Annotated in this window: 6 protein-coding genes; 1 reads left to right on the top strand and 5 read right to left on the bottom strand. The window is 70.6% G+C overall.

Translation table 11 applies throughout. The features are described from left to right. Nucleotides 1-13: 13 nt before the first annotated feature. The 4 genes from ACIBTS_RS36630 to ACIBTS_RS36645 form a co-directional block, all read right to left on the bottom strand. Complete coding sequence (locus tag ACIBTS_RS36630) at nucleotides 14-838, bottom strand: carbohydrate ABC transporter permease (RefSeq protein ID WP_319672779.1); 825 nt, start codon at nucleotides 836-838, stop codon at nucleotides 14-16. After that, nucleotides 835-1,818, bottom strand: coding sequence for a carbohydrate ABC transporter permease (locus ACIBTS_RS36635; RefSeq protein ID WP_399325003.1), 984 nt, complete (start codon nucleotides 1,816-1,818; stop codon nucleotides 835-837). The genes ACIBTS_RS36630 and ACIBTS_RS36635 overlap by 4 nt, the downstream gene beginning before the upstream one ends. 21 nt (nucleotides 1,819-1,839) lie before the next feature. Next, nucleotides 1,840-3,087: an extracellular solute-binding protein gene (locus tag ACIBTS_RS36640; RefSeq protein WP_399325004.1), complete on the bottom strand. Its 1,248-nt coding sequence runs from the start codon at nucleotides 3,085-3,087 to the stop codon at nucleotides 1,840-1,842. Between the two features lie 271 nt (nucleotides 3,088-3,358). Beyond that, nucleotides 3,359-4,375, bottom strand: coding sequence for a LacI family DNA-binding transcriptional regulator (locus ACIBTS_RS36645; RefSeq protein WP_399325005.1), 1,017 nt, complete (start codon nucleotides 4,373-4,375; stop codon nucleotides 3,359-3,361). Nucleotides 4,376-4,877: 502 nt separating this feature from the next. Here ACIBTS_RS36645 and ACIBTS_RS36650 point away from each other — a divergent pair. Further along, a complete protein-coding gene (locus ACIBTS_RS36650) occupies nucleotides 4,878-8,528 on the top strand; it encodes a LamG-like jellyroll fold domain-containing protein (protein WP_399325006.1) in 3,651 nt (1,216 codons plus the stop codon). 439 nt (nucleotides 8,529-8,967) lie between these two features. On the opposite strand, the gene ACIBTS_RS36655 is transcribed toward ACIBTS_RS36650, so the two are convergent. Further along, complete coding sequence (locus ACIBTS_RS36655; protein ID WP_399325007.1) at nucleotides 8,968-12,069, bottom strand: AAA family ATPase; 3,102 nt, start codon at nucleotides 12,067-12,069, stop codon at nucleotides 8,968-8,970. Nucleotides 12,070-12,344 lie beyond the last annotated feature (275 nt).

Below are 12,344 nucleotides of genomic sequence, written 5' to 3' on the forward strand. Positions count from 1 at the left end.
CGGGTTGGGGGGCTCAGTCCTTGACGGCGCCGGTGGTGACACCGGCCGCCACATAGCGCTGAGCGAGGACGAGGATGACCGCGGCGGGCAGTGACGCCACGACGGCGGTGGCCATGATGGCGTTCCACTCCTGGTTGTTGTTGCCGATGTAGTGGTAGATGCCGAGAGTGATCGGCTCGTGGGTGCCGCCGTTGACCAGGGTGTTGGCGAAGACGAAGTCGGACCAGGACCACAGGAAGGCGAACAACGAGACCGTGACGACGGCGTTGCGGCTCATCGGCAGGACGATCGACCAGAAGGTCCGCAGGGCCCTCGCTCCGTCCATCTGCGCGGCCTGGAGCAGTTCGCCGGGGATGCCGGACATGAACGCGGTGAAGATCAGCACCGCGAAGGGCACGGCCAGCGTGGAGTCCGCGACGATCAGGCCGGGGACGGACTGGAGCAGGCCCAGCTGGAGGTAGATGGCGTAGAAGCCCATCGCCATGATGATGCCGGGGATCATCTGGGCGGCCAGCAGGACGAAGCTCAGCAGGCCGCCGCCCCGAGGGCGCAGCTTGGCCAGGGCGTAGCCGGCGGGCGCGGCCAGGGCCACGGTCAGCACGACGGTGCCGAGGGCGACCACGAGGCTGGTGCCGAGGTAGGGCAGCTGCTGGTCGAGGACGGTGCGGTAGCCGGCCAGGGTGCCGTGGGTCGGGAACAGGTCCGGTGGGCTCTTGCGCATGTCCTGGTCGCGGGTCAAGGAGACGTTGACCATCCAGTAGACCGGGAAGAGCATGCCCCCGGTCAGCAGCACGCCGACGGCCGTCTTCCACCACGTACGGCTGGTGCTTCGGTTCATGACAGCGCCTGCTTTCGCTGGACTCGGACGTAGATCAGGCCGAACACCAGGGCGGCGACCACGAGCAGGTTGCCGACGGCGGCGCCCGGGCCGAAGGCGGGCAGGAGGTTGCCGAAACCGAGCTGGTAGGACCAGGTGGCGAAGGTGGTGGAGGAGTCCGCCGGGCCACCCTTGGTCATGATCCAGATGATGTCGAAGACCTTGAGGGTGTAGACGAGGCCCAGCAGCAGCGTGATGGCGGAGACCGGGCGCAGCAGGGGGAAAGTGATGCGCCAGAAGCGCTGCCAGGCGTTCGCGCCGTCGAGAGCCGCGGCCTCGTACAGCGACCCGGGGATGGACTGCAGACCGCTGTAGAGCACGACCAGGTTGAAGGGGACGCCGATCCAGATGTTCGCGATGATCACCGAGGCCAGCGACCAGGACGGCGAGGTCAGCCAGTCCACGGGCCCGATGCCGACGGCGTGCAGGACGGCGTTGACGACACCGGAGTCGCTGTTGAGCATCCACGACCAGGTGGAGGCGGACACGATCAGCGGCAGCAGCCACGGGACCAGGAACAGGGCACGGAGCGTGGCCGAGAGCCGGAAGTTCTGGTTGAAGAAGACCGCGAGGGCGAGCCCGATGGCGTACTGGAAGACCAGGCACACGGCGGTGAAGACCGCGGTGTGCAGCAGGGCCGGCGCGAAGGTCGGATCGTCGAGGACCTTGCGGTAGTTCGCCAGGCCCGTGAACGGCGCGTCGCCCTGAACGAAGGAGCGGACGGTGTAGTCGCGCAGGCTCAGGTCGAGGTTGCGGTAGAGCGGGTAGGCGTAGAAGAGGGCGAGGTAGAGGGTGACCGGGGCGAGGAAGGCCCAGGCGGACCACTGCCGAGAGGTCGGACGGCGCCGTTCTCGCACGGGGGCCCGGGTCGGGGCGGCGGTGGCCGCCCCGCTCCGGTCGTACGCGGACCGGCGGTCCGAGAACTGTTTCGTGTCGTTCATCTGCGGACCGCGACTCCCTGGTTACTTGACGGCCGACTGGGCCTTGGTCAGCGCGTCCTTCGGTGACTCGGCGCCACTGAGCGCGGACTGGACGGCCTTCCACATCTGCTCGGAGATCTTCGGGTACTTGGTGCCCAGATCGTCGCTGGTACGGCCCTTGGCCGCATTGACCGCGACGACCCACGGCTTCAGCTCGGCGTTCGCGGCCACCTGCTTGCTCTGGACCTCGCCGGTGGGAGCGACGTAGGACAGCGTGGTGTCGGTGTTGTAGAGGTTGTCGCCGCTGGTCAGGCAGGTGACCAGCTTCTGCGAGGTGGCGTAGCGGCCGGCGTCCTTCTGGACCGGGATCGTCACGAACTCACCACCGGTCGGGGCCGCCGCGCTGCCGCCCGTGGCGGCCGGGACGGGGATAACCCCGTAGTCGAAGCCGGCCTTCTTGGCGTTGGCGAGCTGCCAGGTGCCGTTCTCGGCGAAGGCGTAGTCGCCGCTGGCGAACTCCTGCCAGCTGGTGGTCTGGGTGTTGTTGATCACCGAGTTGGGCGCGTAGCCCTGCTTCAGCCAGTCCTTCCACAGGGACAGCGCGGAGACGCCCTGCTCGGAGTCGAGTGCGGTGAGCTGCGCGCCCGAGCCCCAGAACCATGGCAGGAACTGGAAGCTGCCCTCCTCCGTGCCGATCGCCGAGAAGGTGATGCCCTTCTTGCCGGCCTTCTTGACCTTCTCCAGCGCCGCCGTCAGCGACGTCCAGTCGTTGACCGAGGCGATGTCCACGCCGGCCTTCTTGAGCACCTCCTTGTTGTAGTAGAGGGCCAAGGTGTTGGCGCCGATCGGTGTGCCGTAGGTCTTGCCACCGGACCGGCCGGCCGCGAGCAGGTTGGCGTCGGCCTTCGACGTGTCCAGCTTGTTGTCGTCGGTCGTGGTGAGCACGCCCGCCTCGGCGAGGGTCGACACGACCGGGTTGTCGACGATGAGGACGTCCGGGGAGTTGCCCTGCTGGGCCGCCAGCAGCGTCTTGTTGGTCAGGTCGCTGGTGTCGAAGGCGGTCCGCTTGATCTTCACGCCCGACTTGGCGCCGCACTGGTCCAGCAGCTTCGCCCAGTCCGACCCCTTGGCGAACTGCGGGTAGGGGTCCCAGACGGTGTACGTGCCGCCGGCGGCGTCCTGCGATCCGGCGCTGTCCGAGCCGGAGGAGCAGGCGGTGGCGCTGACGGCCACGGCCAGGGCGGTCAGGGCCGCGGCGGTCAGACGGCGTTGTCTGGAGGTGCTGTGCATGGCAGGTCCTTCGCTTTTTGGCATGGGTGTGCCGTGAGAGGGGTGACGGGGGGAGAGCCGAGCACGCCGAACGGCGTCGGTGAGGGATTCGGGTGCTCGGTGCGCTGGGGCGGAGAGGCTTGTGTGTCGTGGTGGGCGGCGCGCCCGTGGGTCGTGGTGGGCGGCGCGCCCGTGGGTCGTGGTGGGGAGTGCGCCTGTGGGTCGTGGTGGTAGTGCGCCTGTGGGTCGTGGTGGGTAGTGCGGCGGAGTCAGAAGGCCGGGGCCTGCGGACTCAGGAGGTGCCGGAGACAGGCCCGGTGCTGGCACGCAGGGAGATCGGCGGGGCGAGCAGGTGGTTCCGGGCCGGCGCTTCGGGGTTGTCGAGCCGCTCGACGAGGAGGTCGACGGCTAGACGGCCCATCTCCTCCGCCGGTACGTCGGCGGCGGTGAGCTGCGGGTTCACCGTCTCCGCCCACCGGCCGGCCACGACTCCGGTGACGGAGAAGTCGCGCGGCACATGGCGGCCCGCCTGGGCGAGCCCCCGGTAGAGACCGCCGAGCGCGGCCTCGTTCAGCGTGACCAGGCCCGTGGTGGCCGGGTCGTCCCGCAGGATCCGCTCCAGGCACGCTTGTCCAGAGGCCGCGTCGTCCCCGCAGGTGTACGTCCGCACCGTCAGCCCACGCTCGGCCGCCGCCTTGGCGAAGCCGTCCAGGCCGCGGTGCGCCGACTCGTATCCGGCCCGCAGCAGCTGCTCGGGACGGTTGACGAAGGCGACCCTGCGGTGGCCGAGGTCCGCCAGGTGGTGGACGCAACGCTTCACGAGCGCGGTGTGGTCCAGGCCCACCCACCAGCCGCGCTCCGGATGGGAGGTGCGGCCGATGGCGACGGAGGGGAAGCCCAGCTCGGCCAGGTGATCGACCCGGTCGTCCTGGAGCCTGATCTCCATCAGGATCGCTCCGTCGACGCGCCGTTCCCCGAGCAGACGCTGGAACGAACGGTCGCTGTCCACACCGCTGGGAGACAGCAGCACGTCGTAGTCGTGGGCCGCCGCGGCCTCCACCACGCTGCCGATGAAATCCAGCTGCATGCCCGTGTAGTGGCTGCCGGCCGGCGGAAACACCAGGCCGATCGTGTTGGTCCGGCCGTTGGCCAGGGCTCGGGCACTGGCGTTCGGGCGGTAGCCCAGCTCGTCGATGACCTCCTGGATCTTCCGGCGGGTGTCGTCCGAGACCGGGCGCTTGCCGCTCAGCGCGTAGGACACGGTGCTCCGCGAGACACCGGCCCTGCGGGCGATCTCACCGATGTTCACGGAGAACTCCTTGCTCGAACCGGTTCGACACTCCGATGGGACAGAGCGTCCGACTCGTGTGGGTAGTGGTGATGAGGAGAGAACGCCCCCCGGGTCGTCGAACCGGTTCGCGTGAAGTGAAGGTAGGAACAAGGCGGGCGGCTGTCAACACCTGTATCGATACTTCTCGTCACACAACGGCAATCTGGACGATTCATGGACGTCGCCGACTCCCTCGTGTCAGAGGTATTGCTGCGAGATTTCCCCGGTGCTAGCTTCCTGCGAACCGGTTCGATGAAGTGATCCTTCCGGCGACCGAGGCTCGTTCCGCACCGCCCGTGGTGCGCGGGGCGCCACCACTGCCACCCGGGTCAGCCGACTCAGTTCGGGGGGCATGTGATCGCACCGATTCGACGACGTGTCTTCTCGGCCCCTCCTCACCGGCAACGGCATGCGGACGAGCAGCCGGGGGCCGAGGCGGTCCGACCGGAACCCGTTACTCAAAGGATTGAGGACGCACTCCATGTCATCCGCTGACAGATCAGCCCGGCGCCGGGCCCCGGCCGCCGTGGCCCTGGCCCTCGGCGCGGGCGTGCTGGTCGCGCCGGCCTCCTCCGCGCAGGCGGCCGACGCGCCCCGGCCCACGGCCCGCTACACCTTCGACGACGACCTCGCGTCCGGGAAGATCACCGACAGTTCCGGCAACGGCCTGACGGCGAGCCTGGTCAACGGCTCCACCGCGCAGTCCGTCGAGGGCACGGGCGGCGGCAAGGCGCTCGCTCTGCCCGGCGGGGCGCCCACCTCCGACGGCGCGTACGTCCGCCTGCCCCGCGAAGTGGTCGGCGACGCCACCGATCTGACGGTGTCCGCCCGTGTGAAGTGGGGCAGTGACACGTCGTCCTGGCAGCGGATCTTCGACCTTGGCGCCGGCACCACGAAGTACCTCTTCACCACCCCGTCCAACAACGGCGGGGTGCTGCGCACCGCCGTGACCACCGGCGGAGGAGGCGCGGAGTCCCAGGTCTCCGGGTACGCGGCGCTCCCCGCCGACACCTGGCGGACGGTCACGGTCACCCTCGACACCGCCGCCGGACAGGTCACCACCTACCTCGACGGCGTGGCGGTCTCCTCCGCCGCGACGCCCGTCAAGGCCAAGGAACTGCTGGACAGTTCGGCCACGTCCGCCGGCTACATCGGCAAGTCCCTCTACCCGGATCCGCTGCTCAAGGGCGCGATCGACGACTTCACGGTGTGGCACTCGGCACTGAGCGCCGAGCAGGTGGCGGGTGTGGTCGGCGACGTCCCCACGCTCCAGGCGCTGTCGCGGACGTCCTTCGAGGTCCGCACCACCACCGGGACGGCCCCGTCCCTGCCCCCATCGGTCCGCTCCTCCTACTCCGACGGCTACGACCGCGACACACCGATCGTCTGGGACGCCGTACCGGCGGAGAAGTACGGGCAGCCGGGCACCTTCACTGTGGCCGGAACCGCCGCCGGACGCGCGGTGAAGGCGACCGTCACCGTGGTCCGCGAGGGAGCCCTGACGGTCGACCTCGGCTCGGACACCGGCACGTTCCACGGCGGTGCCTCCGGCACCCTCTACGGCGTGTACGGGCCGGGCGTCCCCACCAACAACCTCCTCGAGGGCATGGGTCTGCGCACCGTCTCCACCAAGGCACAGGACGGCCCCCAGCACCCCGGCGCCGACGCACTGGACGTGGTCAGGCCGCTGGCCGACTCCACCGACGGCGACGTGTACATCTACATGACCGACATCCACCGAGGCTTCCCGTACGAGTGGCCCGGCAGCACCCCCGCGGAGAAGCTCAAGCTCTACGAGGAGAAGATCGCCAAGCAGGTCGACCAGGTGCTGCAGCTGCCGAAGCAGTACCAGGACAACATCGTCTTCGTGCCGTTCAACGAGCCCGAGGGCAACATGTTCGGCACCGGCGAGTGGAGCTACGACAAGGTCAGCTGGCTGAGCGACCCCAAGGACTACTTCGCCGCCTGGGATTCCGCGTACAAGCTCATCAAGGGCAAGATGCCCGACGCCCGCATAGCCGGTCCCAACACCAGTGTCCTGTACGACCAGGTGAAGGGCTTCCTCACCCACACACTGGCCGCCGGCACCCTCCCAGACGTGATCACCTGGCACGAGCTGAGCCACCCGGAGGCGGTGCGCGAGAGCGTGGCCAAGTACCGGGCGTGGGAGAAGGACCTGTTCAAGGGAACTGCCCGCGAAGGCACCCAACTCCCCGTCAACATCAACGAGTACGCCTTCAACTACCACACCTCCGTGCCCGGCCAGATGATCCAGTGGGTGTCCGCGATCGAGGAGTCCAAGGTGGACGCCGACATCGCGTACTGGAACATCGACGGCAACCTCTCCGACTCCGCGGTGCAGTCGAACCGCGGCAACGGCCAGTGGTGGCTGCTGCACTCGTACGCCTCGATGAGCGGGCACACCGTGAAGGTGACCCCGCCGTTCCCGGGCCAGAACTACACCATGCAGGGCGTGGCCACGCTCGACGAGAAGAAGAAGCAGGCCCGGCTGATCTTCGGCGGCTCGACCGGGAAGGGCCACATCACCTTCGCGGGCGTCTCCAAGAAGGTCTTCGGGGGCCAGGTCCACGCCTGGGTACGGGAGATCGACTGGAGCGGGCAGGTCGGCGACAACTCCGGCCCGAAGCTGCTGACCGAGACGAACCTCAAGGTCGGTGACGACGGGACGGCCGTCGTGGACTTCGGCGACGGCGCGCTGCCGAAGCTGAAGGAGTCCTCGGCGTACGAGATCGTCCTCAGCCCGGCCGGCAAGGCGAAGGGCACACAGTCCGCACCCGTGCGCTGGCAGAACTCGTACGAGGCGGAGGATGCCGCCCACACCGGTTCCGGCTACTCCAAGAACGGCCCCGAGGGCTCGCCGCGCGACGTGTCGAAGTTCTACACCTCCGGCGGCTACGACGTCGGCGGTCTGCGCACCGGCTCGGACGTCACCCTCGACTTCACCGTGGACGTGCCCGAGGACGGCGCCTACGACCTGAGCGTCTTCGCCAACTCCCTCAACACCTTCGACCAGGTCAAGGAGCAGGGCCCCACCAATGTCTTCCTGCGCGTGGACGGCAAGGCGGACCGTGAGCAGGAACTGCATCTGCCGCTCGGCTACAAGTGGGTGGTGTGGGACCACACCGACACCAAGGTCCAGCTCACCAAGGGCAGGCACACCCTGACCCTCGCCGCGAAGAGCCTCGACGGCAAGCGCGCCACCAAGGGCGACGCCATCGTCGACCGCCTCACCCTGTCCCTCCCCGAGGCATCGGCGAGCACCCAGGTGTACGAGGGCGAACTCGCCTGGCTGGGCGGCAGGGCCCGGCCCGTATACGACCTGCCGAAGCGGGCGGCCACGGGATCGGGCGCAGCCCGGCTCCCGAAGGAGGGGACCGCGACCTTCTGGGTCTATTCCGCCGCCGACCGTGAGGCCACCCTCAAGATCGACACCCTCGGCGGCTCAGGCGCCCGCGTCGCCGTCAACGGCCAGAGCGTCCTGCGCCTGGACAAGGGTGGGAACAGCGTCGCGGTCTCCCTGTCCGGTGGCGTCAACAAGGTGACGGTGACCGGCAGTTCAGGCACCACCCTCGTCGACCGCCTCACGGTCACCCCGACCGAGGGCACCCTCAGGACGCGGACGTACGAGGCGCAGGACGCCACCCTCGCCGGCACGGCCACGCTCAGCCCGCTTTCCCTGGCCACGGACGGCACCGCGATCACCGGCATCGGCGGCGACCCGGGCAACGGCAACACGGCCACTTTCACCGTCACCGCGGACAAGGCGGGCCTGCACGCGCTGCGCATCCGCTACTCCAACCCCGAACAGTCCCCGGCCACCCACTACAACCCGGACCCGCTGGCCCGCCACGCCGACCTCACCGTCAACGGCGGCACGACGCAGCGGGTCGCCTTCCCGCACACCTTCCACCAGAACGACTTCTGGGAGCTGACCGTCCCGGTCCAGCTCAAGAACGGACAGAACACGCTCACCTTCCGCTCCGAGGAGCTGCCCAACTTCGACGGCACCAGCTACGCCTCGGACACCTTCCCCGGCGTGCTGCTCCGCTCCCGCTACGCCCCGCTGATCGACCGGATCACGGTCGCCCCGTACGCGAAGGAGGTGCGATGAGGTGAACGGCGTCAGCGGCGAGGTGGCGCGTTCGAAGACCGGGTAGCGGGGCATCGCCTCCCACCCACCGCCCGCCGGAGCGCGCCCACCCCGCCACCGATGCCGCGAGCAGAACGCCCGGGTCCGTCAGGCCGACGGACCCGGGCGCCTCGCTGTGCGAAGCCGGCGGTCGGCGTCGTCGGCCGCCGTCGGCACCGGTTCCCTCCTCACCGACGGGGCTGCACCTCCAGGATGGTCGCCGTCCCGCCGACCGCCACGGTCTCGTCGAGCGTGATCCGGTCGCCCACACGCGGGCGGTGGCCAGGTCACGCTCTCCGTCGTCCCTCCGGTTGCCGGATGTCCCACACCACATCGGCCGCGGCACCCCGGCTCCAGGTCCGCGCGGGTCACACCCCGGATTTCGCGACTCCAGGCCGCCGAATCACGCCGACCGCAGGGTCTACTCACCGCCGGTCTGCTGGTGGGCCCGGTCCGGGGACGCCAGCTCCGCCCTGCTGGTCACCCCCAGTTTGCGGCCTGCTTGCTCGATGAGTCCGGTCACGTCGTGCGGGGTCAGGAGCAGGGCTTGGGCGATCTGACGGTCACTGTGACCCGCGCGGAGCAGCTCGACCAGCCGGTGTTCGGTCGGGGAGAGGCTCGGGGCCGCCGGTGGAGCCGGCTTCGGGCGCACTCCTGCCGCGGCGAGCGCTCCGCGTACTTGGCCGGCCAGCAGGACGCTGCCACAGGTGTCCGCGAGGTGGAGCGCCTGGGTGAGGGCCTGGCGGGCCTCGTCGGTCTCGCCGCCGCGCAGGAGGGCGGTGCCAAGGCTGTAGTCGGCGCGGGCCAGTTCCAGTCGGGCGGGGGACCGTTTCAGCAGGGCCACGGCGTCGCGCAGGAGGGCCTGCCCGCTGTGTCCGCCGCGAATGACGCCCAGACAGCGTGAGGCCACCCCGATCGCTCGCTCGGTGCCCCATCGGTGGGCCAGCTCCAGTTCCTCGGTGGCCAGTTGGAGCGCGTCCGTCCGCTGTCCGAGCGCGAGGTGCAGCAGGGCCGCCCGCGACCGCCAGGGCACCCCGGCCAGGTTCGTGACCTGTGCCCGGTTCTCCTGCGTGCCGTACTCGTGCAGGACGGCGAGGGCGGCGGTCGGGTTGCCCCGCGCCGCGTGCAGGCGGCTGCGGGCGAGGAGCGCCGGGCCCTGCCAGGTCCAGCCCACCCGGTCGAAGTCGGCGTCCGCGGTGAGCACCGCCGTCGCCGAGGTCAGATCGCACCGCTCGATCAGCGACTCGCCCACCTGGGTCGTCATCGACAGCCTGACACGAGACTCCAGGCCCTGGTCCGCCGTGGTGGCGGGGTGTCCGAAGTCGGCGGTGAGCGGGAGCTGCCGGCCGCGGCGGGCCTGGACTAGCAGTTGCCAGGTCAGCGCGGACGAGACCATCAGGAACGACCCCCACCGGCCGCCCGTGTCGCCGATGCGGTCGAAGCGCGCGACCGCGTCGTCGAGCCGGTCGGTGGCCACGAAGGCCAGCCCGGCGAGGCTCACGAACATGTGGGACGCGTCCGCCGCGACCAGTCCGCCGCGCAGGGCCCGGTCGAGGAGGTCGTTGGCGACCTGGGCGCTGGCCTCCCCGGTGGTGGCCCAGGCGGACAGCGCGGCCAGGACCACGCACTCACCAGGGGTGTCACCGGTCAGCTTGTGGTCCCGCAGCCGGCGCGCGTGCCGGCGTGCGGCGGGGAGCGTGGACAGCTGGTCGTAGCCGATCAGCAGCATCTGTGCCTGAAGGAACCACGACACCTCACGGGCGAGGCCGATGCCGTCGTCGGTCTGCTCCAGATCGTCCACCGCGCGGGCGAGGACGTCGACGGCGCGCTCGTGCTCATGGCTGAGGAACAGTGCGCTGGCGAGCAAAGAGGCCGCCTCGGCCAGCGCGTACGGGTCGGCCAACGCCGTCGATGCCTGCGTCAGGTGGTGCCTGGCCGCGCCGACGTCGATCTGCATCTCGTCCTTGCCCAGCTCCAGCAGCAGGGGACCGCGCTCTTCGACGGACAGCGGCTCGCGCAGTGCCCGGCGCATGTAGGCGGAGGTGACCTCCGGAGCCCCTCGGCCACGAGTCGCCCGTGCCGCCTCCCGCAGGACGTCCACCCACCAGCTCTCACCGCCCGGTTCGGCCAGCAGCAGATGGGCCGCCACCAGGTCGTCGGCCGCGCCGTCGCTCCGCAGCAGTCCGGCCGCCCGCGCGTGACCGGCGGCCAGTTCGACCGGCCCCAGGACGGCTTCGGCGACGGCGGTGCGGACCAGGGCGTGCCGGAACCGCACCGGCTCGCCCGGCGCCAGCACGCCGATCTGCCGCAGCCTGCCGTTGAGTTCCCGTGCCGTCGGCTCGCCCAGCCCCGCCAGCTCGGCCGCGACGTTCCAGGTGGCGTCGTCCCCCAGCACGACCAGGGCCCGGGCCAGGCGAAGGACCGGCTCCGGCTCGTCGGCCAGCCGTTTGACGACGGTTTCGGCCAGGATGCGGCCCCGGAACTCCGCCACCAGATGGGCCTGGTCGTCGGTGGCGCCGATCTGGTTGTCGGCCAGGGTCCGCAGCAGTTCGTGCAGCAGCAGCGGGTTGCTTCCGGTGGCCGAGGCGCACGCGGCGACGAACCGTGGTTCGCCGGGCCCCAGGCTCGCCCGCACCAGGCGGGTCACACTGTCGATGTCCAGCCCAAGCAGGTCGATCCGCCGGCAGTAGGGCTGTGCGGCGATCCGTTCCAGCATCGGCCCGGCCCCGGCACCGTCGTCCGGCCGCCCCGCCAGCACCAGCAGCAGGGGCAGACCCCGCAGCCGCCGCGCCAGGTATTCGAGCCACCGCGCCGACGGTCGGTCCGCCCAGTGCACGTCGTCGACCACCAGGGCGAGCGGCCCCTCGTCGGCGGCATGCACCGTCAGCCAGTACAGGCTGTGCAGGAGGCCCAGCGACGCCTCGGGCGACAGCTCACCGGTCCCCTCCACACTCAGAGCGTGCGACGCCAGCTGCGCCGGACCCGACAGCAGCCGTGCCCGCCCCTCGTCACCGGCTCGGGCCAGCAGGGGCTCGACCAGTTGCCGCAGCACCGCGAAGGCGAAGCCCTGCTCCAGCTCCGCCCCACTCGCGGACACCACCCGGATCTCCCCCGGCTGCTGGACGCCCGCCCACGCGTCAAGCAGCGCGGTCTTCCCCGTCCCCGCGCCCGCCCGCACCAGCACCACGCCGCCCCGGCCCGCCCGTGCCTCGGCGGCCGCACGTTCCAGGACCATCAGCTGGTCCTGGCGGCCGAGCAGGCCGGGCGGCGTCGCGCTGTCGTCGGCGGGAGGGATCGCCTGTCTGCCGGGGCGGCCCGCCGCGAGCAGCGCGGCGGCGTCGGCGTCGCCCAGTCCCAGCGCCGACACCAGCAACTGTGCCGTGCGGCGCTGCGGACGTGCTCGCCGGCCGCGCTCCAGGTCCCGGATGGACCGGGCCGCCATCCCGGCGGCCTCGGCCAGCTCCTCCTGGGTCAGCCCCGCGGCCCGGCGGAAGACCAGCAGCATCTCACCGAACGTCGTCAACTCCCGTGCCCCCCGCACTACTTCGTCTGCCCGAAGCATCCGGGCGAGGACCCCGACGCCTCGCCGTTCAGCGGATGGTACTCACCGGCGATCACCACATACCGGCCGCCCTCCCTTTGACCGTGTACTGGCGAGCAGGAGCACCAGGAAGAACGACCGGACGGATCACCGGAAGAACCGCGCGGGAACCTTCCGGTGCCGAAGCCGGTCCCGTCATCCGCGTCGGCCGGACCGGCAGCGGCGGCACGCCCGGGGACAGGGATCGGGCCGCTCTC

Origin of the sequence: Streptomyces sp. NPDC050121 (assembly GCF_044460385.1) — a bacterium.
GTDB classification, from domain to species: Bacteria; Actinomycetota; Actinomycetes; order Streptomycetales; family Streptomycetaceae; genus Streptomyces; species Streptomyces soliscabiei.